This is a genomic window from Vermiculatibacterium agrestimuris, assembly GCF_943193085.1.
Classification (GTDB): Bacteria; Bacillota; Clostridia; order Oscillospirales; family Oscillospiraceae; genus Vermiculatibacterium; species Vermiculatibacterium agrestimuris.
Genome location: NZ_CALPCU010000002.1, coordinates 1 through 20,218, shown reverse-complemented (window position 1 = coordinate 20,218; position 20,218 = coordinate 1). Strand labels below are relative to the sequence as shown.

Sequence of the window (20,218 nt, the reverse complement as noted above, 5' to 3'; positions counted from 1 at the left end):
TCCTTTATTGGATATGACCAGGGGTTCCCTTGGTACAATTTTATTATACACCCTCCCGTCAATATTGTCAATTATTTAACGTTATTTTTTTAACAATATTTTGAAAGGGGGCAGGCGGACACTTTTTTGCCCGGCGGAGGAGGTGGATAGAGGTTGCCAAAACCGTCGAAAACAGGTATAATATATCTATCCTAAATTAAACTGGGGTCTTAGTGAAAACGGAGGGGGGAGACAGATGGAAAAGCTGACCTTTTCGGTGCCCACGCTCTTCGGACTGGAAGGGGTGTGCGCCGAGGAGTTGCGGCGCATGGAGCTGGAGAATGTCCGGGCGGAAAATGGCCGGGTGTTCTTTACGGGGGATGCAAAGGCCATGATCCGGGCCAACCTGAACCTGCGCACCGGCGAGCGGGTGCTTCTCCGCCTGGGCTCCTTTCCCGCCCCCGATTTCGACGCCCTCTATGACGGAGCCCGCGCGCTGCCCTGGGAGGATTTCATTCCCAGGGAGGGGGCCTTTCCCGTCCGGTGCCGGAGCCTGAACTCCAGGCTCACCTCAGAGCAGCGCTGCGGCGCGGTGCTCCGGGCGGCGGTGGGCGACCGCCTGGGAGAAAAGTACGGCCTGGAACGGCTGCCTGAGAGCGGGAGCGTCTATCAGATCCGGATCATGCTCATGAAGGACGAAGCGGAGCTTTTCCTGGATACCACGGGGCCCAGCCTCCACAAGCGGGGCTACCGGGCCATGAGCGTGACGGCCCCTCTGCGGGAGACCCTGGCGGCGGGGATGGTGCTCCTGTCCCGCTACCGGGGGCGCTATCCCTTCCGGGATCCCTTCTGCGGTTCGGGCACCATTCCCATCGAGGCCGCCCTCATCGCCAAAAACCGGGCCCCCGGCCTGGAGCGCTCCTTCACCGCCCAAAAGTGGCCCTGGGCCCCGGCGCGGCTGTGGATGGAGGAGGCCGACCGGGCCATGGATCTGGAATACCACGGCAGCTATGATATCTGGGGCGGAGACATCGACCCCCAGGCGGTGGAGCTGGCCCGGAGCAACGCGGTCAAAGCGGGAGTGGAGGAGGCCGTCCGCTTCGAGGTGGCCGACGCCGCCGACTTTGCCCCCGCGGAGCCGGCGGGCCGGGTGGTGACCAATCCCCCCTATGGGGAGCGGCTGAGCGATAAGCACGAGGCCGAGGGGCTCTACGCCGCCTTCGGCAGGGCCTGGCGGAGGGCGCCCGCCGGCTGGAGCCTCTACCTGATGAGTTCCCACACCGAGTTTGAGCGCACCTTCGGAAAAGCGGCGGACAAAAAACGTAAGCTCTATAACGGAATGTTGAAATGCGACCTGTTCCAGTACCTGGGAAGGAGGGGAGAGGGGAAATGAAGCGGAAAAAGCGGCTGGCGGCGCTGACCCTGGCTCTGTGCCTGGCGCTGACCGGGTTGGCGCCGGGGGCCGTTGCCGTCACTGTCTACGGTTATCAGGAGGGCTTTGCCCAGGCGGTGGAGAATGGAAAGTGGGGCTTCGCAGGCGGCGACGGCAGTGTGGCCATCCCCCTTCAGTATGACTCCGTGGTCTCCTTCTCCCTGGGGATGGCGGCGGTGAACCTGAACGGGCGGCTGGGGGTCATCCGGCCCGACGGGGCGTATCTGATCCCGCCGGAGTACGATACCCTCATGCCCGCGGGCTTCGGCCTCTACATCGCCCAGAAGGGAAACCGCTGGGGGGTGGTGAGCGTGCTGCCCTACCTGAATGAGGAGGGGAAAAAGACCAACGAGGTCTACCCCATCACCTATGAAAATGTGGAGCTGGGCACCAGCGGCGGCCTGGACGCCCTGATCCTCACCGCCGGGGGCGGCAGCCGCACCATCGTGCCCTTGTTTCGCCTTCCCGGTATTCTCCAGAGCCTGGGGGTGGAGGGCAGCCAGTTCCCCCTGACCCGGGGCCGGCTGCCCGCCTTCACCGACGTCCGGGGGCGGGACTGGTATTCCATGTGGGTGGACATCGCCTATAATACCGGCATCATGTCGGGCACAGGGAACAACGCCTTTGAGCCGAACCGGGAGGTGACGGTGGCGGAGGCCCTCCAGATGGCGGCCAACATGGACAGCCGGTTCAAGGGGGACACCTTCCACACCACCGCCCATGTCTCCACCCCCTGGTACATCGAGGCGGTGGACTACTGCCTGGCCAGCGGCACCATCACGGCCGGACAGTTTGACGACTATGAGCGGCAGATCACCCGCCGGGAGCTGGCCCAGGTCTTTGGGGCCACCAGCCTGGCCCGGAGCCTGCCCGACCGGAACAGCCTGGTGCGGGTGATGGCCGCGGTGGGGGACGTGTCCGGCCGGGACGAGGGCGCCCAGGCCATCTACGGACTCTATGTCAAGGGCATCCTCACCGGGGTGGACGCAAACCTGTCCTTCCGGCCCGGCGACCTGGTGACCCGGGCGGAGGCCGCCGCCCTGGCCGCCCGGCTGGCCCGGCCCGAGCAGCGGATGGATCTGTTCTGATGCGGCACCTGTTCATCATCAACCCCGCCGCAGGGCGCAGCGGCAGGGTGGAGGAGCTGAAAAAGCGCATCCTGGCGGCCTTTCCCCAGGGCGGCTGCCAGGTGGCCTGCACCGCCCGGGCGGGGGACGCCCGCCGGCTGGCGGAGGAGGCCCTTCAGGAGGCCGGGCCGGTGCGGCTCTACGCCTGCGGCGGGGACGGTACCCTCAATGAGGTGGTCAACGCCGCCGCGGGCCACGACCAGGCGGCGGTGACCAATGTGCCTCTGGGGACGGGCAACGATTTCCTGCGCATCTTCGGCAGGAAGGAGCGCCGCCGCTTTTTCGACATCGCCCAGCTCAAGGATGGGCCCCAGACGGCCCTGGATCTTATGGAGTGCAACGGCCTTCTGGGCCTGGACGTGGTCTGCGCCGGGGTGGACGCCCGGGTGGCCGTCGGCGTGCACCGCTTTAAGGGGCTTCCCCTGGTGGGCAAAAAGCTGGCCTATATCCTCTCTCTTGTGGTGGAGGTCTGCAGGGGCATCGCCCGGCCCATGACGGTGGAAATGGGCTCCATCTGCTACAGCGGCCCCACCGCCATCTTCTGCGCCTGCAACGGCAGGCATTACGGCGGCGGGTTCTGCCCCGTCCCTGAGGCCATGCCCGACGACGGGGTGCTGGATATGCTTCTGGTGGGAGACCTGGGCCTTTTGAAATTTGCCCGCTATGTGGGGAAATACGCCTCCGGCCGCTACAGGGAGTGCCCGGAGGTGGTGCGGGACTACCACGGGCAGGAGGCCCGGTTCTCTTCTGAGGAGGAGCTGACGGTGGTAGTGGACGGAGAGGTCATGCGGGGCAGGGACTTTACTCTGCGCCTGGCCCGGCAGAAGGTGAACTTCTTCTATCCGGCGGGTCTGTTCTGGCGGTGAGCCGCCCCTCCTGCGGGATTAGCACTCCCTTGGCCACTTTGTGAACAAAAATTGAATTTTTTAGAAATCAGCCCTCTTTTTTCAAAAAAGGGGGTTGATTTTTTATGACAGGAGAGGTATTATCTTACTTGCGGTTAGCACTCTGATTATTTGAGTGCTAATCCTCTGAAAAAGCTAAGTAAGAAAAAATAATATAAGGAGGAACCAAGTTATGAAGCTGAAGCCTTTGGGAGACCGGGTCATCATCAAGATGGTGGAGGCCGAGGAGAAGACCAAGTCCGGCCTCATCCTCACCGGCAGCGCCAAGGAGAAGCCGGAGGTGGCCGAGATCGTGGCCGTGGGCCCCGGCGGCCTGGTGGACGGCAAGGAGGTCAAGATGACCGTGAAGAAGGGCCAGAAGGTCATCACCGGCAAGTATTCCGGCACCGAGGTCAAGGTGGACGGCGTGGAGTACACCATCGTGCGTCAGGGCGACATTCTCGCCGTAGTCGAGTAATTTTAGGAGGTAATGGATTATGTCTAAGATCATTGCTTACGGCGAGGAGGCCCGCAAGGCCCTGCAGAAGGGCGTGGATCAGCTGGCCGACACCGTGAAGATCACCATGGGCCCCAAGGGCCGTAACGTAGTGCTGGATAAGAAGTACGGCTCTCCCCTCATCACCAACGACGGTGTGACCATCGCCAAGGAGATCGAACTTCCCGACCCCATGGAGAACATGGGCGCCCAGCTGGTCAAGGAGGTCGCCACCAAGACCAACGATGTGGCCGGCGACGGCACCACCACCGCCACCCTGCTCACCCAGGCCATCGTCCGTGAGGGCCTGAAGAACCTGGCCGCCGGCGCCAACCCCATGATTATGAAGAAGGGCATCAAGGCCGCCGCCGACGCCGCCATTGAGGAGATCAAGAAGAACTCCAAGAAGGTCAAGGGCACCGAGGACATCGCCCGGGTAGGCGCCATCTCCTCCGGGGACGAGACCATCGGCAAGCTCATCGCCGAGGCCATGGAGAAGGTGGGCGCCGACGGCGTCATCACCGTGGAGGAGTCCAAGACCGCCGAGACCTATTCTGAGGTGGTGGAGGGCATGCAGTTCGACCGGGGCTATGTGACCCCCTACATGGCCACCGATATGGAGAAGATGGAGGCCGTTTTGGACGACGCCATCATCCTCATCACCGACAAGAAGATCTCCGCCGTGCAGGATCTGCTGCCCCTGCTGGAGCAGGTGGTGCAGTCCGGCAAGAAGCTGCTCATCGTGGCTGAGGACGTGGAGGGCGAGGCCCTCAACACCCTCATCGTCAACCGCCTGCGGGGCACGCTGAACGTCTGCTGCGTCAAGGCCCCCGGTTACGGCGACCGGCGTAAGGAGATGCTCCAGGATATCGCCATCCTCACCGGCGGCACCGTGGTCAGCGAAGAGGTGGGCCTGGAGCTGAAGGACGCCACCATGGCCATGCTGGGCAAGGCCAAGCAGGTGAAGGTGACCAAGGAGAACACCATCATCGTGGGCGGCGCGGGCAAGAGCGCCGACATCAAGGCCCGTGTGGCCCAGATCCGCAGCCAGATCGATGTGACCACCTCCGACTATGACAAGGAGAAGCTCCAGGAGCGGCTGGCCAAGCTGGCCGGCGGCGTGGCCGTTGTCCGCGTGGGCGCTGCCACCGAGACCGAGATGAAGGAGAAGAAGCTGCGCATCGAGGACGCCCTCAACGCCACCCGCGCCGCGGTGGAGGAGGGCATCGTGGCCGGCGGCGGCACCGCCTATGTCAACGCCATCCCCGCTGTGGAGAAGCTTTTGAAGACCACCGAGGGCGACGAGAAGACCGGCGTGCAGATCGTGGCCGCCGCCCTGGCCGAGCCTGTGCGCCAGATCGCCGTCAACGCCGGCGTGGACGGCAGCGTGGTGCTGGAGAAGGTCAAGGAGGGCAAGGTGGGCTACGGCTACGACGCCTACAGCGAGACCTACTGCGACATGATGAAGGCCGGTATTGTGGATCCCACCAAGGTGACCCGCTCCGCCCTGGAGAACGCCGCCTCCATCGCCGCCGTGCTGCTGACCACCGAGGCTCTGGTGGCCGACAAGCCCGAGCCTCCCGCTCCCGCTCCCGCCGCCCCCGACATGGGCGGGATGTACTAAACGATAGTTTTTGAATGGAAATAGTCCCCCGGCGGAGATTCCGCCGGGGGACTTCCTATCTGCAAATCAGCGCTTTTTGAAGCTGCAAATATAGAGAAAGAAGGGCAGAGCAATGGGAAGAGGGCGGACAGTAAATAATCATATAGAAAACGTGAGCATGGAAATAGATTACGACAAACTGGCAAAGGCAATCGTTAAGGCACAGGAAATGGTAAAAGGTGCGGATAATGATCCTCAACGTGAAAAAGTCGGTTTTTGGAAGGCGTTAAAGGTAGCTGTGGTAGACAGCCGAAAATCAAAAGGGCAAATGACGGCAATGACGTTTGCTAGTTTTGCACAGGTAATATTAACAGTATTTTCTTGCATATTTGCAATGATGACGCTTTTCGGCGTATTTGGATTTCTTTCCTATCTTTATGATATTGTTACAGCGGCTTTGAATAACGGAAATTCGGTGAATGTGATAGATATAGTAGTTGCTATTTTTGCAGTAATACTATTTTTGATAATCACAATGCTGTGTGCCGTATTTGGGCTTGCGTTGTTTGGCGCGGCAAATGAGATCGCATATGAAAAAGACCGTAATTATGTCGTAGCAATTCTGTCTGCAATGACCAGCTTTTCTGCAATGGCCATTTCACTTGTCGCGCTACTTTCCTCAAGATGAAAAAGACCCTGCCGGTCAGCCGGCAGGGTCTTTTTCATCTTCTTGGTCGGTGGGCAGAAGGTCGTCTGTGGTAACGCCGAAAACCTTGGCGAAGGCCTTGAGTTCAATGTCAGTGACAAACCGCTCTCCGCTTTCGATTTTCTGGATTGCGTTCTTTTCTATTCCCAAACCTTCCAATTGCAGCATATCTGCCAGTTTCTTCTGGGAGATCTTTCCGGGCAGGGCCATCCGTAGTTCACTGATTTTCTTTCCTGAAATATTCAGTTTTCCGCCGGAAGCCTTGTTTTTAAACATATTCTCCACCCATTCGACACAGCTCGACACGAACTGCTTGTCAGTTGGGTAAAGTATATGTTATATTACACCCATAAATGACATTCACTAAATGTCAATTTAAGGAGGGCACTATGAAAGATTCTTTAGAAGAGCTCTACCAGAAGGCCAAACGCTTTGACGAGGGCGATATCTACCAGAGCGAGGAATACGACGCCATTGCCAGAAGACAGAGAGAGCTGTACACCAATATGCGCCTGCTCTGCCCCGCCATCCACCGCCTTTTGGACGAGTATACCGAGGCGATGGGGGACGAGATGGAGCTGGAGTGCAGACACTTTTTCGAGCAGGGCTGCCGCCTGGGGCGGGAGGGCGCCCTCCGGGCATAAAAAGAGGGCGGGGAAGAATTTCTTCCCCGCCCTGCTTATTTTCGGCGCTTATTCGTCTTTGGACTCGTCCTCGCCGGCGCGCTCCTCCGGTGTCTCCCCGGGAAGCTCGGCCGGGGTTTCCACCGGCTGGCTGACAATGTGGATGTTCTTCGCCGGGGGCTCGATATCTCCCGGCAGGGGCTTGGGCTCGGTCATGGTAGAGGTGTAGGCCCCCTCCACCAGGGCGGGATCCCGGCCCTCGATGATGGCCACCATCTCGCCGCCGGTGATGGTTTCCTTCTCCAGCAGGTAGGCCGCCACCTTGTCCATCAAGTCCCGGTTTTCCTCGATGAGTTTCACCGCATCGGCGTAGCACACGTCCAGGATGGCCTTCACAGCGTTGTCCATGACGGCGGCGGTGTCCTGGGCGCAGTCCAGGCCGTAGCCTCCGTCCAGGTACTGGTTGCGCACGCTGCCCAGGGCCATCATGCCGAACTCCTCGCTCATGCCGAACATGGCCACCATGTTCCGGGCGATATTGGTGGCCTCCTGAATGTCCTGGCTGGCGCCGTTGGTCATGGTGTGCATGATGACCTCCTCGGCGGCCCGGCCGCCCATGGAGACGGTGATCTTGGCCATCAGCTCCTCCTTGGTGCGCAGGTTGGTCTTGTCCTCCTCGGGCATGAGGAGGGTGTAGCCCAGGCTTCCCTCGGTGTGGGGGACGATGGTGATCTTCTGCACCGGTTCGGCGTTCTTCTGCTTATAGGCCACCATGGCGTGGCCCACCTCGTGGTAGGCGACGAGCTTCTTTTCAAACTCGGTGAGGACGCTGTTTTTCTTCTCGCTGCCCGCGATGACGAACTCGAAGGAGGAGAGCAGATCCTCCTGGGTGACCAGCTTGCGGCCCTTGCGCACCGCCCGGAGGGCGGCCTCGTTGACCAGGTTGGCAAGGTCGCTGCCCACGCACCCGGCGGTGGCCAGGGCGATCTTGTGGAGATCCACGTCCTCGGCCAGGCGGATGTTCCGGGTGTGCACCTGCAGGGTGGCCAGCCGTCCGGCCAGGTTGGGACGGTCGATGGTGATGCGCCGGTCGAACCGTCCGGGCCGGAGAAGGGCCTTGTCCAGCACCTCGGGCCGGTTGGTGGCGGCCAGGACGATGACACCCTTGGTGGGGTCGAAGCCGTCCAGCTCGGCCAGCAGCTGGTTCAACGTCTGCTCCCGCTCATCGTTGCCGCCCAGGCGGCTGTCGCGGGATTTGCCGATGGTGTCGATCTCGTCGATGAAGATGATGCAGGGGGCCATCTTGCTGGCCTCCTTAAAGAGGTCGCGGACACGGCTGGCGCCCACGCCCACGAACATCTCCACAAAGTCGGAGCCGGAGATGGAGAAGAAGGGGACGTTGGCCTCGCCGGCGATGGCCTTGGCAAGCAGGGTCTTGCCCGTGCCCGGCGGGCCTACCAGGAGCGCGCCTTTGGGCAGTTTGGCGCCAATCTCGGTGTACTTTTGTGGGTTGTGGAGAATGTCGATGATCTCCTGGAGAGACTCCTTGGCCTCGTCCTGGCCGGCCACGTCCCGGAAGGTGACCCCGGTTTTCTTTTCCACATAGACCTTGGCGTTGGCCTTGCCCACGCCGCCGATGCCGCCCATACCGCCCATCTTGGAGGACATGGAGCGGAACAGAAGGTACATCAGACCCACCATCAGAACTGTGGGCAGGATATAGTAGGCCAGGAAGGAGACGATGGGGGACAGCGGCTCCTGATACTCCGGGCCAAACCGGGTGACCCCGTGCTCCTCCAGCAGGGGGATGAGCTCGTCGTCAGCCCAGGGCACGCAGTAATAGGTGACCTCCTCGGTGCCGATGGGGGGCAGGTTGTCCTGGGAGGGGACGGACAGGGAGCCGGAGGGGGCCACGTCAGGGGCGGCGTAGACCCCCTTTTCGTCTATCTTGGGGTAGATGACGAATTTGTCCGAGGCCATGACCACCCGGGCCACCTTGTCGTCCACCACCATCTGCCGGAAGGTGCCGTAGTCGATCTCCACGGAGTTGGTCTGCCGGTACATGGAGGAGGCGTAGTTGACAAATACGGTGATGGCCAGGGCCCAGAGAACCAGGGACAGGAGCATCATGGTATTTTTCCGCTTGGGCCCGCCGGACTGGTCGGGCCTGCGGTTATTATTCTGATCGGGCATGGAAGGTTCCCCTTTACAATTGAAGTGAAAGATATCAGCAAATATCATAGCACAAGGGATAAAAAAATACAAGGAAAGGGGTGGTAAACTTTCTATGAATAGAAAAAAGGACGGCTCTCGCCGTCCTTTTCTGTGCGGAGAAGGCTCAAAGCCCGGAACCCGCGCCGGCGGTATCCCGGACGGGGAAGAACAGGGGCTTACGCTTGAGGTAGTAGATCCCCACCAGAACGCCCCGCAGGGCGATGCCCGCCGCCTGGACGGCGACCGCGTTGATCTGGTCGGGGAGATAGAGGGCGTAGATGACCAGGGTGACAAGGGAAAAGAGGAACTGCACCGCCTGGAGGATCATAAGGCCGTACCACCCAAAGGACTTCCACTGGAGAAGGCCCACAAAGGCGAGGGCGGTGAGCAGCAGCGTGGCAAAGACGGAACAGGCGTCGATGGTGGTGATCCAGTTGCCGGAGAAAAGCAGGGCGTGTTCCACAATGAGCCGCTCCATGGCGAAGAGGAAGCTCAGGGGCAGGAAGACGTAGTTCATGAACTTGTGAAACAGAAGCGGGGTGCCCAAACGTTCCGTGTATTTTGTCATGGGTCGCACTCTCCTTTCAGAATTCCACCTGGAGGGTGTAGATGTAAGCCTGGGAGCGCTGGGCATAGGTCTGGGGCGCTTCGACGCCGATCCAGCGCACCGTGCCGTCCTGTCCCACCACCGGCTGGGTGGTGGGCATGGCGGCGGCACGGAGAACGCCCTCGTCCCCCCGCTTGGCCCCCTTGCCGCTGAGAAGCTGGTAGTGGATGTTGCCGTCCGCGCTCCACATAGCCAGGAAGGCGTTGCCGCTGAGCTTCACCAACCGGGCGTGGGTCACGCTTTGCCCGTCCACGGCGGTGAGCCAGGTGAGGGTGGTCTTGTTCAGGGTGCTGTCGGTATAGGTAAGGAAGACGTTCCAGGCCGCATCCATCTCCCGGTCGAAGTCCTTCTGGGGGGCGGAGCAGCCCAGGAAGAGAAAGCCGTCCTGGGATACCTCAAAGCCGCTGCCCACGGCGTGGGTCACATTCTGCCCCGCCGGCCCCGCCAGCTCCAGAAGGGTCACGTCCCGGCTGTCGCTGCGCAGGAGGAAGGCCCTGGGGTCGCCGTCGGTGTGATCCACGGTGAACGCCTTGTCCCCGTCATACTGGACGAACTGTCCGAAGGAGTGGGAGAGGGAGGACTGGCCAGTGACCGAGACGGTCTTCATGTCCGCCGTGTCCACGGTGATGGTGACGTCGGACTGGCGGCGCTTGCCGTCCTCCGCGTCGGTGTACATCTGCCGGGCGGCGTGGAGAGTGAGCTCCCTGCCGTCGGCGGACAGGGCCAGGCGGGCCACAGTGGAGCGGAAGGGGATGACGGTGCCGCTCTCTCCCCCGGTGACTGAGGCGGCCGCGATCCGGTTCCAGTCCTTGTCGTACTTGACGATGCGCCAGACCTCGGCGGTATCCGCTTCTTCGGGATTTTCCGCCCCGAAGGCCAGGTAAAAATTGCCGTCCGCCCCGGCCAGGAAGCCGCCGAAGATGGGAAGCTCCATAGGCAGGGCCCGGGTGGAGACGGCCTTGCCCGTGGCATCGTAGCGCTCCACAAAAAACTCCGTGGGCTCCGTGGCGACGAACTGGCCCTCCTCATAGGTAGTGGCGCTGGGGGGCACCACCAGGGCGGAGAGGGTGCCATCGCCGTTGTCGATGGCGTAGTAGCCCTTGGCATAGCCGGTGAGGGCCTTGGCCGCGGAGGGGTCGGGCACCCGCAGGGCCCCGGCCCAGTCCAACTCGCTTTGAAGGGGGACGCCGGGCTTGGCAGAGGCCACCGCCGTCTCCATCATGGCCAGAATCCGGCTGACCATGACGGCGGTGGAGGGCCAATCCAGCTGGACGGTGGGGTTGAAGTTCAGGAACTCATCCCCCCGCATGATGGCGTAGGAGGCGATGCGCTCAGCGAAGGGGGCGGCCCAGTCGGGAATGAGGCCGGCGTCGGTGTAGACGGCGGGATCGTCGTCCGCGGAGACGGCGTAGCCCATAGAGGAGAAGAAATCCAGCGTGGTACAGATCATTTTGGCCGCCTCCTGGCGGGTGAGGACGGCCTGGAAATTGCCGTAGCGCTTGCCGTCGTCCAAGTCCACCCAGCCCTCGGCGATGCCGTAGGCGGCGGCCCGGCACATCACGTCGGCCCAGTAGGAGTTGGCGTAGTTGTCGGCAAAGTAGTCGGCCCGCTTGGGCGTAATGGCGTCCAGCTGATCCACCGGCACCGCCGCGGCCAGGGCGCTGACCAGCAGATCCAGAAACTCGCCCCGGGTGATGCTCCCGGAGGAGAGGGGATAGATGTCCGACTGCCTCAGGTATTCGTAATGCTGCGCCGCCCAGTCGGGGATGGGGGCGTAGAGCGCCTCATCGGCCAGGGCCGGACAGGCCGGCAGCAGCAGGGAGAGGGAGAGAAGGAGGGCCAGTATTTTTTTCATAAGGAAACACCTTCTTAGGGAGAGTGAGAAAAGAATACCCTTATTATAACAGATGGGGAGAAAAAAGGATAGATGTAACTTTCCCCCTTTTTCTCGGCGGAAAAATATGTTATACTTGCCATAATTGCACGGGAGAAAGAGAGGACAGGCCATGGCTGACGACCGCCGGGAAAACTGGAAAGCGCGTCAAGAGCAGTCCGATGGGATCATCGAGGGCCGCAACGCGGTCATCGAGGCCCTCCGGGCCGGGACGAGCATCGACAAGATCTACATTGCCAGGGGGGAGACCGACGCCGCCCTGGGTCATATCGCCGCCAAGGCACGCGCCGCCGGCTGCGCCGTGGTGGACTGCGACCGGCGGAAGCTGGACGCCATGAGCGTCACCCACTCCCACCAGGGAGTCATCGCCGTGGCCGCCGTCCGGGAATATGTGGACGTGGCGGACATTCTCCAGATCGCCCGGGACAGGGGGGAGCCCCCTCTGCTGGTGGTCTGCGACGAGCTCTCCGACCCCCACAACCTGGGGGCGGTGATCCGTACCGCCGAGTGTGCCGGAGCCCACGGAGTCATCATCCCCAAGCGCCGCTCCGCCGGGCTGACGGCGGTGGTGGCCAAGACCTCCGCCGGGGCGGTGAGCCACGTTCCCGTGGCCCGGGTGGCCAACCTCACCGCCTGCCTCAAGGAGCTGAAGGAGCAGGGGGTTTGGGTCTACGGCACCGCCGCCGACGCCAGGCAGACCATCTACCAGGCCGACCTGAAGGGGAGCGCCGCCATCGTCATCGGCAGCGAGGGCACGGGCATGAGCCGCCTGGTGCGGGAGACCTGCGACGTGCTGCTGTCCATTCCCATGAAGGGGAAGCTCAACTCCCTCAACGCCTCTGCCGCCGCGGCCATCCTGCTCTATGAAGCGGTAAGACAGAGAATGTAAGAAGAGCGGAGCTTGCATCCTGACCTGCTCAGAGCTTGACAACGCTCTGTAAGATAAACCAAGAGAAAGGGGGGAGCTCCCCGTGGCAAAAGACCGGGACGATGACCGGCGGCAGGAGGACGAGTTCTCCCTGGACGCCATTTTGAAGGAGTTTGGCAGCGGAGCGCCTCCGGAGCCTGAGGAGCCGGAGGAGGAGACGGCCTCCCTTTCCGGAGAGACCCCGGAGGACGAGAAGGGGAGCGACTGGCGGGAGAACACGGTGCCCTTCCCCGTCCAGCCCAAGGGGGAGGCCCCCGGGCCGGAGCCGGAGCCCGCGCTGCCGCCGGAGGCCAAAGAGACCCCCAAGATCCTGGAGTTTCCGGGCCAGACGGCCCAGCCGGAGCCGGAGGCAGAACCGGAAAACCTGGTGGCGGCGGGGTTGGACAGCCTCCGCCGCAGGGCGGATGAGTTCGCGGGACATATGTACGAGGAGGCCTCCGCCGCCGTGGCCCCTGAGGTGCGCAGGGCGGAAAAGCTCATTCCCGGCGTGGATGTGGAGGAGCAAAAGGCTCCGCCGCCCGTCCGGGAGCGGAAGCCCCGAAAGAAGCGCCCCCCCGCCCCGGATATCCCCCCGGCGGAGCTGGCCAAGCGCTACGGCAAGGGCCTGAAGGGGGCCCGGGGACGCTGTGCGCTGGTGTTTATACTGGTGGCGGCCCTGTTTTACATGACTCTGGCGGAGGTGAGGCCCCTGCCCCTTCCCGCCCCGCTGGCCGGCAGCGCCGTCTGGCGGTGCTACGTCCTGGCAGGCTTGCAGATTGTGGCCATCCTTCTGGGGTTCGACGGATTTTTACAGGCCCTCATCCGCCCCTTCCAGAGCCGTACTGGAATGGACACGGTGGCCGCCCTGGCCAATCTGGCGGTGCTGATGGACGCCCTGACCCTGCCCACCCTGTCGGAGGGCGTCCTCCAGCGGCAGCCGCTGTGCGCCGTGGCGGGGCTGTGCCTGTGGTGCGTGCTGTGGGGCAACCTGCAAAAGCGGCGGGGCCAGCGGCTGGCCTGCCGCACGGCGGCTGCGGTGGCAGAGCCCTACCTGGTGACGAGGGACGAGGGCAAGTGGAACAACAGAGGCACCTATGCCAAGTGGCCGGGTTCCCCGGCGGGCTTCGGCAGTCAGATCCAGGGCCTGGACGGCGCCGAGCGCATCTACCGCTACCTTGCCCCCCTCATCCTCATTGCCGGCGTTCTGTTTTCCATCATGGCCTCTGTGGGCCGGGAGCGGCCGGAGGACTTCCTGTGGTGCCTGGGCGCCATCCTGTGCGCCGCCACGCCGCTGTCCGCCACACTGTGCTTTGCCCTTCCCTGGCGGAAGCTCTCTACCCGGCTGAGCAAGTCGGGGGCGGCCCTGGCGGGCTGGGAGGGATTGATCCACACCACAGGCAGCGCCAACCTGCTGCTCACCGATATGGATCTCTTCCCGCCGGGGGCCGTGAAGCTCAACGGGGTGAAGATCTTCGGAGATGTGTCCATCGACAAGGTCATCGCCGTCACCGCCACGGTGATCCGGGATTCCGGCAGCGGCCTCAACAAGGTCTTTTACGACCTGCTGCGCAGCCAGGGCACCCTCTACCGCCGGGGGGAGCAGTTCACCGCCTATGAGGGCGGCGGCGCCTCCGAGGTCATTCGGGGAGAGCTGGTGCTGGTGGGCTCCGCCCCCTTTATGGTGCTGATGGACGTGCCACTGCCCCAGGGGCTCAATGTAAAGAATGCCGTGTTCTGCGCCATCAACGGGGAGCTGGCCGGCATCTTCGCGCTGAACTACACCCTCTCCGGGGCGGCCCCATTGGCCATTGATACCCTCATCCGTTCCCGGGTGACCCCGGTGCTGGCTACCCGTGACTTCAATCTGATCCCCTCCATGCTCCGCCAGCGGTTCAAGCTGCCGGTGGAGAAGCTGGAGTTCCCGCCGGTGGAGCGCCGCCGGGAGCTCTCCGAGGAGTCTCAGCCCCATTCGGATGTCCTGACGGCGGTGCTGTGCCGGGAGGGCCTGGGCCCCTATGCCGAGGCGGTGGTGGGCTCCCGGCGGCTGCGGGTGGCGGTGCGGCTGTCCGCGGCGTTGGCCTGCCTGGGCTCCATGGTGGGCGCGGCGCTGGCCTTTTACCTGACCTTTGTGGCGGCCTACAACTCTCTGACCGCTGCAAATCTGACGATCTTTCTGCTCATGTGGCTGGTGCCCGCCCCTCTCATCTCCGGCTGGGTGAACCGGTATTGACGCCCCTTGACAATTTTCCCGGCGGGTGATATAGTGGGGCTGTCAAAACGGCACTGACGGAGACCAAACCGTTTGCGGCGCTCAGAGAGGGATGGGAAGCTGAGAACATCCTGCGCTACGCGGCGGGGAGACCGCTCCCGAGCCGCCCGGGAGAACCGGGCCGGGTTTGCCCGTTACAGCAAACACGAGCGGCAAGATGTCACGCTACGCCTGCTCGCGACGCGCGGCTTCCCTCCGACTCGGGCTGGTCTGCAAGCCACTTCGTGGCTTGACCCTCGCCCTCGCTCCGGTTCATCCGCGCTGCTCGCGACGGCTCCGCGCTTCTTGCAAGCAGGGTGGAACCGTGGAGCGTATACTGCGCCTCACCCCTGAACATCATCAGGGGTGAGGCGTTTTTTGTTTCATCCCGAATACAGGAGGAAATCAAAATGAGCGAAGAAAACAACCAGTATACCTTTGAAAACGAGACCTACCGCAAAACCTATTGGCACACCTGCTCCCACGTGATGGCCCAGGCCGTGAAGCGGCTGTGGCCCGAGGTGAAGCTGGCCATCGGCCCCTCCATCGACGAGGGCTGGTACTACGACATGGACGCCCCCTTCGCCTTCACCCCGGAGCACCTGGAGCAGATCGAGGCGGAAATGCGGAAGATCTGCAAGGAGAAGCTGAAGCTGGAGCGGTTCGAGCTGCCCCGGCCGGAGGCTTTGAAGTTCATGGAGGAGAAGGGCGAGCCATTCAAGGTGGAGCTCATCAACGACCTGCCCGCTGACGCCACCATCTCCTTCTACAAGCAGGGGGAGTTCACCGACCTGTGCGCCGGGCCTCACCTGGATTCCACCGGGCGCATCAAGGGCAACGCCCTGAAGCTCACCGCCTGCAACGCCGCCTACTGGCGGGGGGACTCCAACCGGGAGACCCTCCAGCGCATCTACGGCATCGCCTTCCCCAAAAAGGAGGAGCTGGACGCCTATCTGGAGCGCATTGAGGAGGCCAAGCGCCGGGATCACCGCCGGCTGGGCAAGGAGCTGGGCCTGTTTATGCTCCGGGACGAGGGCCCCGGTTTCCCCTTCTTCCTGCCCAAGGGCATGACCCTGAAGAACACCCTTTTGGACTACTGGCGGAAGATCCACAAGAAGTACGGCTATGTGGAGATCTCCACCCCCATCATGCTCAACCGCCAGCTCTGGGAGCGGTCGGGCCACTGGGATCACTATAAGAACAATATGTACACCACCGTTATCGACGAGGTGGACTTCGCCGTGAAGCCCATGAACTGTCCCGGCGGCATGCTGGTCTACGCCAGCGAGCCCCACTCCTACAAGGAGCTGCCCCTGCGGGTAGGGGAGATCGGCCTTGTCCACCGCCATGAGCTCTCCGGCGCCCTCCACGGCCTGTTCCGGGTGCGGTGCTTCAACCAGGACGACGCCCACGTCTTTATGACCCGGGATCAGATGCAGGACGTGATCCAGGAGACGGTGCGCCTGTTTGACGAGGTCTACTCCGTCTTTGGCCTTTCCTACACCATCGAGCTGTCCACCATGCCCGAGGATCACATCGGCACCGTGGAGGAGTGGGAGAAGAACCAGGACATCCTGAAGGCCGCCATCACCGCCATGGGCAAGGACTTTGTTATCAACGAGGGCGACGGCGCCTTCTACGGCCCCAAGCTGGACTTCCATCTGGCCGACTCCCTGGGCCGTACCTGGCAGTGCGGCACCATCCAGCTGGACAGCCAGCTCCCCGAGCGGTTTGAGCTGGAGTATGTGGGGGAGGACGGCCAGAAGCACCGCCCCGTTATGATCCACCGGGTGGTGCTGGGAAGCATCGAGCGGTTCATCGGCGTCATCACCGAGCACTTTGCCGGGGCCTTCCCCGCCTGGCTCTCCCCCGTGCAGGTGAAGCTGCTCACCGTCACCGACCGGGCCGACGGGTACGCAAAGGAGACCGCCGCCAAGCTGGACGAGCTGGGCTTCCGGGTGGAGATCGACGACCGGAATGAGAAGATCGGCAAGAAGATCCGGGAGGCCACCCTCCAGAAGGCCCCCTATATGCTGGTCATGGGCGACCGGGACGTGGAGAACAAGACCGTCTCCGTCCGTCACCGCAGCGGCGAGGATCTGGGGGCCATGAGCCTGGAGCAGTTCGCCGCCCTGCTGCGGGCGGAAGTGGACTCCATGGAGATCAAATAAAAAAGAAAAAACCGCCGGGAATATTCCCGGCGGTTTTTTTATGCAAGAAGGGGGAAAACTGGGAGGGAACAGCGGAACAGAAAGGAAGGCATCTATCCATGAAAAATGAAAAGGCCATGTACGCGCTGAGTTACGGCCTGTTTATCCTCACCGCCCGCCAGGGAGAGAAGGACAACGGCTGCATCATCAACACGGTGGGGCAGGTCACCATTACCCCTAACCGGGTGACCGTGGCGGTGGACAAATCCAACCTGACCCACGATATGGTGCTGACCACGGGGGAATTCACTGTCTCCATCCTGTCGGAGGAGGCGAAATTTGACCTGTTCCAGCGCTTCGGCTTCCAGTCGGGCCGGGATGTGGACAAATTTGCCGGCTTTGCCGGGGCGAAGCGGGGAGAAAACGGGATCCTGTATGTCACCCAGGGGATCAACGCCTATCTTACCTGCAAGGTGGTCTCCGCCACCGATCTGGGCACCCATACGCTTTTCCTGGCGGAGGTGACGGACGGCGACGTGCTCTCGGACGCGCCCAGCGCCACTTACGCCTACTACCAGGCCCACATCAAGCCCAAGCCCCAGGCTCCGGCGGAGAAGCGGGGGAAAAAGCGCTGGGTATGTAAGGTGTGCGGCTTCATCTATGAGGGGGACGCGCTCCCGGCAGACTATATCTGTCCCCTGTGCAAGCACCCCGCCTCCGATTTCGAACCCATGGAGTAAAAGAAGGGCCGCCACAGTTCTGTGGCGGCCCTTTTCTGATTCAGTCGTCGCTCTCCTCTTTGGGGAGCACCACCACCCGGATCTCCAGCACCCGGCGGTGGTCTACCTTGGTCACTGTCACATCCAGGCCATCGGACTGAAAGCGATCCCCCTCGGCGGGGATGCGGCCGATCTGTTCCATGACCCAGCCGGAGACGGTGTTGGCCTCGCAGTCCCCTTTCAGGGCAAAGAGGTCGTAGAGATCGGTGAGGGCGGCGTGACAGGCGATGAGGTAGCTGCCGTCGGGCTGCTTTTTGAACTCCTCGATGACCTCGTCATGTTCGTCCCAGATCTCGCCCACCAGCTCCTCCACAATATCCTCCAGGGTGCACAGCCCCTCGGTGCCGCCATACTCGTCCACGACCACCACCATATGGGCCTTCTTCCGCTGGAGGATGCGCAGCAGATCGGAGATCTTGGTGTTACCCGTGGTGTAGAGCACCGGGGCGGTGATAGGGGCCGGGTCGCTCTGGCCCCGGTAGCGGGCGGCATGGAAGTCCTTTTCGTGGATGACGCCTACAATGTCGTCGATGTCCTCGTGGTAGACGGGCAGACGGGAATAGCCACTCTCCGCGAAGGCGCGGGCCACGTCCTCCATGGTGTCGGTGTCCTCCACCGCCACAATGTCCACCCGGGGAGTGAGGATCTCCTGCACCTCCATGTCGCCGAACTCAATGGCGGAACGGATGAGCTCGCTCTCGTGGCGGTCCAGGCCCCCCTCGGTCTCGGCCTGCTCCACCATAGTCACCAGCTCCTCTTCGGTGATGCCCTCATCCTTGGGCCGGAGGAAGCGCTTGAGGCCCTTTTGAATGAAGGCCAGCAGGGCGGTGACCGGCTTGAGGAGTATCATCAAAAGGCGCAGAAGGGGGGCGGAGAACATGGCGAAGGACTCGGCGGTCTCCTTGGCCATGGTCTTGGGGGCCACCTCGCCGAAGATGAGCACCACCACCGTCATCACCACAGTGGAGATCACCGCCCCGTTCTGGAGCTTCAGCCCCTGGACAAAGAGGACGGTGGAGAGGGTGGCGGCAACAATGTTGACGATGTTGTTCCCCACCAGTACGGTGGAGATGAGGTTGTCGTAGTCCTCTGCCAGACGCAGAGTTCGCTCCGCCTGGGCGTCGCCTCCCTCCACCTTGGCCCGGAGGCGGATGCGGTTGAGGGAGGTAAAGGCGGTCTCCGTGGCCGAGAAAAAGGCGGAGCAGAGCACCAAAAGAGCCAGCACACAGATCATGGCAATACTGTCAGGTTCCATAGAGGAAAGATCACACTCCATTTCAATGTGGGTACTGTATCATAGCCCAGGGAAAAAAGCAAGGGGGGAATTGGGACGGGGAGCGCTTTAGCGCCGCAATTGAGTAAATTGCCTCTTGCATCGCTCATCCAATGGGCGTATAATGCGGATAACATCCCCGGAAAGAGGATCGGAACGTGAAAGAGGAGGCAGTTATTATGCAGGAATTTCCCATCACCCGGGCCGCTGCGCTGAAGTCCAAGCCTGATCCCAAGACCCTGGTTTTCGGAAGAACCTTTACCGACCATATGTTTGTGATGAATTATGACACCGGCAAGGGTTGGCACGATGGACGCATCGTCCCCTACGGCCCCTTTGAGCTGGATCCCAGCGCCATGGTGCTCCACTACGCCCAGGAGGTCTTTGAGGGCATGAAGGCCTACCGCGCCCCTGACGGCGGCGTGCAGCTGTTCCGCCCCATGGAGAACGCCCTGCGCCTCCAGTCCTCCTGTGAGCGGCTGTGCATCCCTCCCATTGATCCCCAGACCGTGGTGGACGCCATCAAGCAGCTGGTGAGGCTGGAGGCGGACTGGGTGCCCTCTGAGCCGGGCACCAGCCTCTATATCCGCCCCTTCGTCATCGCCACCGACCCCACCCTGGGCGTCCACGCCTCCCACACCTATATTTTCGCCGTCATCTGCTGCCCCGTGGGCGCCTATTACGCCGAGGGCATCAACCCGGTGCGCATCTATGTGGAGGATGAGGACGTCCGGGCTGTCCGGGGCGGCACCGGCTTCACCAAGTGCGGCGGCAACTACGCCGCCTCCATCCGGGCCGGCGAGCGGGCCGAGGAGAAGGGCTACGCCCAGGTTCTCTGGCTGGACGGCGTGGAGCGCAAGTACATTGAGGAAGTGGGCTCCATGAACGTGATGTTCCAGGTGGACGGCACGGTCATCACCCCCAAGCTCACCGGCTCCGTGCTCCCCGGCATCACCCGGAAAAGCTGCATTGAGCTCATCAAGAGCTGGGGCATCCCGGTGGAGGAGCGGCTCATCACCGCCCAGGAGCTTTTTGACGCCGCCGGGGCCGGCAAGCTGGACGAGGCCTGGGGCACCGGCACCGCCGCCGTGGTCTCCCCCATCGGAGAGATGGGCTGGGAGGGCAAGAGCGTCACCGTCAACGGCGGCAAGATCGGCGAGCTGACCCAGAGGCTCTACGACACCCTGACGGGCATCCAGTGGGGGAAGATCCCCGATGAGCACGGCTGGATCGTGAAGGTCTGCTGAGAAACGGGATAGAAAAAAGCGGGGCTCCAGCTAGGCTGGAGCAGATCGG

General features: G+C 62.5%; 17 protein-coding genes. 12 read left to right on the top strand and 5 right to left on the bottom strand.

Going from position 1 to position 20,218, the window contains the following annotated elements; genetic code table 11:
* Nucleotides 1–235: 235 nt before the first annotated feature.
* The 6 genes from NFR87_RS01265 to NFR87_RS01240 all read left to right on the top strand — a co-directional run bounded on the left by NFR87_RS01265 (nucleotide 236) and on the right by NFR87_RS01240 (nucleotide 6,209).
* Nucleotides 236–1,372, top strand: a complete 1,137-nt coding sequence (locus NFR87_RS01265; protein ID WP_251445204.1) for a THUMP domain-containing class I SAM-dependent RNA methyltransferase — start codon at nucleotides 236–238, stop codon at nucleotides 1,370–1,372.
* Nucleotides 1,369–2,499 (top strand): S-layer homology domain-containing protein, encoded by a 1,131-nt coding sequence (locus NFR87_RS01260; protein WP_251445201.1) that lies wholly within the window; start codon nucleotides 1,369–1,371, stop codon nucleotides 2,497–2,499. The genes NFR87_RS01265 and NFR87_RS01260 overlap by 4 nt, the downstream gene beginning before the upstream one ends.
* Nucleotides 2,499–3,404 carry a diacylglycerol/lipid kinase family protein gene (locus tag NFR87_RS01255; RefSeq protein ID WP_251445198.1) on the top strand — a complete coding sequence of 302 codons (906 nt, stop codon included), beginning with the start codon at nucleotides 2,499–2,501 and terminating at the stop codon, nucleotides 3,402–3,404. Before NFR87_RS01260 ends, NFR87_RS01255 begins: the two co-directional genes overlap by 1 nt.
* 211 nt (nucleotides 3,405–3,615) lie before the next feature.
* Nucleotides 3,616–3,900: a co-chaperone GroES gene (locus NFR87_RS01250; protein ID WP_251445195.1), complete on the top strand. Its 285-nt coding sequence runs from the start codon at nucleotides 3,616–3,618 to the stop codon at nucleotides 3,898–3,900.
* Between the two features lie 19 nt (nucleotides 3,901–3,919).
* A complete protein-coding gene (gene groL / locus NFR87_RS01245; protein WP_251445192.1) occupies nucleotides 3,920–5,542 on the top strand; it encodes a chaperonin GroEL in 1,623 nt (540 codons plus the stop codon).
* A gap of 112 nt (nucleotides 5,543–5,654) precedes the next feature.
* A complete protein-coding gene (locus tag NFR87_RS01240) occupies nucleotides 5,655–6,209 on the top strand; it encodes a hypothetical protein (protein ID WP_251445189.1) in 555 nt (184 codons plus the stop codon).
* Between the two features lie 15 nt (nucleotides 6,210–6,224).
* Here NFR87_RS01240 and NFR87_RS01235 read toward each other — a convergent pair whose 3' ends face one another.
* Nucleotides 6,225–6,503, bottom strand: a complete 279-nt coding sequence (locus NFR87_RS01235; RefSeq protein WP_251445186.1) for a helix-turn-helix domain-containing protein — start codon at nucleotides 6,501–6,503, stop codon at nucleotides 6,225–6,227.
* A gap of 113 nt (nucleotides 6,504–6,616) precedes the next feature.
* Between NFR87_RS01235 and NFR87_RS01230 the strand changes: the two genes are divergently transcribed.
* Complete coding sequence (locus NFR87_RS01230) at nucleotides 6,617–6,871, top strand: DUF6809 family protein (RefSeq protein ID WP_251445183.1); 255 nt, start codon at nucleotides 6,617–6,619, stop codon at nucleotides 6,869–6,871.
* Nucleotides 6,872–6,919: 48 nt separating this feature from the next.
* On the opposite strand, the gene ftsH is transcribed toward NFR87_RS01230, so the two are convergent.
* The 3 genes from ftsH to NFR87_RS01215 form a co-directional block, all read right to left on the bottom strand.
* Nucleotides 6,920–9,043 (bottom strand): ATP-dependent zinc metalloprotease FtsH, encoded by a 2,124-nt coding sequence (gene ftsH / locus NFR87_RS01225; protein ID WP_251445181.1) that lies wholly within the window; start codon nucleotides 9,041–9,043, stop codon nucleotides 6,920–6,922.
* A 145-nt stretch (nucleotides 9,044–9,188) separates the two neighbouring features.
* Complete coding sequence (locus tag NFR87_RS01220; protein WP_251445178.1) at nucleotides 9,189–9,632, bottom strand: hypothetical protein; 444 nt, start codon at nucleotides 9,630–9,632, stop codon at nucleotides 9,189–9,191.
* A 16-nt stretch (nucleotides 9,633–9,648) separates the two neighbouring features.
* Entirely contained in the window at nucleotides 9,649–11,526 is a 1,878-nt protein-coding gene (locus tag NFR87_RS01215; protein WP_251445175.1) for a hypothetical protein, read from the bottom strand.
* Between the two features lie 151 nt (nucleotides 11,527–11,677).
* On the opposite strand from NFR87_RS01215, the gene rlmB reads away from it, so the two are divergent.
* From rlmB to NFR87_RS01195, 4 genes are all read left to right on the top strand, one after another.
* Nucleotides 11,678–12,454: a 23S rRNA (guanosine(2251)-2'-O)-methyltransferase RlmB gene (gene rlmB / locus NFR87_RS01210; RefSeq protein WP_251445172.1), complete on the top strand. Its 777-nt coding sequence runs from the start codon at nucleotides 11,678–11,680 to the stop codon at nucleotides 12,452–12,454.
* Between the two features lie 82 nt (nucleotides 12,455–12,536).
* Entirely contained in the window at nucleotides 12,537–14,702 is a 2,166-nt protein-coding gene (locus NFR87_RS01205) for an HAD family hydrolase (RefSeq protein WP_251445169.1), read from the top strand.
* 428 nt (nucleotides 14,703–15,130) lie between these two features.
* Nucleotides 15,131–16,891: a threonine--tRNA ligase gene (gene thrS, locus NFR87_RS01200; protein WP_251445166.1), complete on the top strand. Its 1,761-nt coding sequence runs from the start codon at nucleotides 15,131–15,133 to the stop codon at nucleotides 16,889–16,891.
* Nucleotides 16,892–16,989: 98 nt separating this feature from the next.
* Nucleotides 16,990–17,610, top strand: a complete 621-nt coding sequence (locus NFR87_RS01195) for a flavin reductase (protein ID WP_251445163.1) — start codon at nucleotides 16,990–16,992, stop codon at nucleotides 17,608–17,610.
* Between the two features lie 40 nt (nucleotides 17,611–17,650).
* On the opposite strand, the gene NFR87_RS01190 is transcribed toward NFR87_RS01195, so the two are convergent.
* On the bottom strand, nucleotides 17,651–18,904 hold the full coding sequence (locus NFR87_RS01190; protein WP_251445160.1) for an HlyC/CorC family transporter: 1,254 nt from the start codon (nucleotides 18,902–18,904) through the stop codon (nucleotides 17,651–17,653).
* Nucleotides 18,905–19,101: 197 nt separating this feature from the next.
* Between NFR87_RS01190 and NFR87_RS01185 the strand changes: the two genes are divergently transcribed.
* Nucleotides 19,102–20,169 (top strand): branched-chain amino acid aminotransferase, encoded by a 1,068-nt coding sequence (locus tag NFR87_RS01185; protein WP_251445157.1) that lies wholly within the window; start codon nucleotides 19,102–19,104, stop codon nucleotides 20,167–20,169.
* Nucleotides 20,170–20,218: the final 49 nt, after the last annotated feature.

Excerpts from the sequence above, each read along its gene's own strand:
- NFR87_RS01215 (WP_251445175.1), bottom strand. The coding sequence starts at position 11,526 with ATGAAAAAAATACTGGCCCTCCTTCTCTCCCTCTCCCTGCTGCTGCCG.
- groL (WP_251445192.1), top strand. The coding sequence starts at position 3,920 with ATGTCTAAGATCATTGCTTACGGCGAGGAGGCCCGCAAGGCCCTGCAG.
- NFR87_RS01195 (WP_251445163.1), top strand. The coding sequence starts at position 16,990 with ATGAAAAATGAAAAGGCCATGTACGCGCTGAGTTACGGCCTGTTTATC.
- NFR87_RS01185 (WP_251445157.1), top strand. The coding sequence starts at position 19,102 with ATGCAGGAATTTCCCATCACCCGGGCCGCTGCGCTGAAGTCCAAGCCT.
- NFR87_RS01220 (WP_251445178.1), bottom strand. The coding sequence starts at position 9,632 with ATGACAAAATACACGGAACGTTTGGGCACCCCGCTTCTGTTTCACAAG.
- NFR87_RS01265 (WP_251445204.1), top strand. The coding sequence starts at position 236 with ATGGAAAAGCTGACCTTTTCGGTGCCCACGCTCTTCGGACTGGAAGGG.
- NFR87_RS01190 (WP_251445160.1), bottom strand. The coding sequence starts at position 18,904 with ATGGAACCTGACAGTATTGCCATGATCTGTGTGCTGGCTCTTTTGGTG.
- ftsH (WP_251445181.1), bottom strand. The coding sequence starts at position 9,043 with ATGCCCGATCAGAATAATAACCGCAGGCCCGACCAGTCCGGCGGGCCC.
- NFR87_RS01250 (WP_251445195.1), top strand. The coding sequence starts at position 3,616 with ATGAAGCTGAAGCCTTTGGGAGACCGGGTCATCATCAAGATGGTGGAG.
- NFR87_RS01260 (WP_251445201.1), top strand. The coding sequence starts at position 1,369 with ATGAAGCGGAAAAAGCGGCTGGCGGCGCTGACCCTGGCTCTGTGCCTG.
- NFR87_RS01230 (WP_251445183.1), top strand. The coding sequence starts at position 6,617 with ATGAAAGATTCTTTAGAAGAGCTCTACCAGAAGGCCAAACGCTTTGAC.
- rlmB (WP_251445172.1), top strand. The coding sequence starts at position 11,678 with ATGGCTGACGACCGCCGGGAAAACTGGAAAGCGCGTCAAGAGCAGTCC.
- thrS (WP_251445166.1), top strand. The coding sequence starts at position 15,131 with ATGAGCGAAGAAAACAACCAGTATACCTTTGAAAACGAGACCTACCGC.
- NFR87_RS01240 (WP_251445189.1), top strand. The coding sequence starts at position 5,655 with ATGGGAAGAGGGCGGACAGTAAATAATCATATAGAAAACGTGAGCATG.
- NFR87_RS01235 (WP_251445186.1), bottom strand. The coding sequence starts at position 6,503 with ATGTTTAAAAACAAGGCTTCCGGCGGAAAACTGAATATTTCAGGAAAG.
- NFR87_RS01255 (WP_251445198.1), top strand. The coding sequence starts at position 2,499 with ATGCGGCACCTGTTCATCATCAACCCCGCCGCAGGGCGCAGCGGCAGG.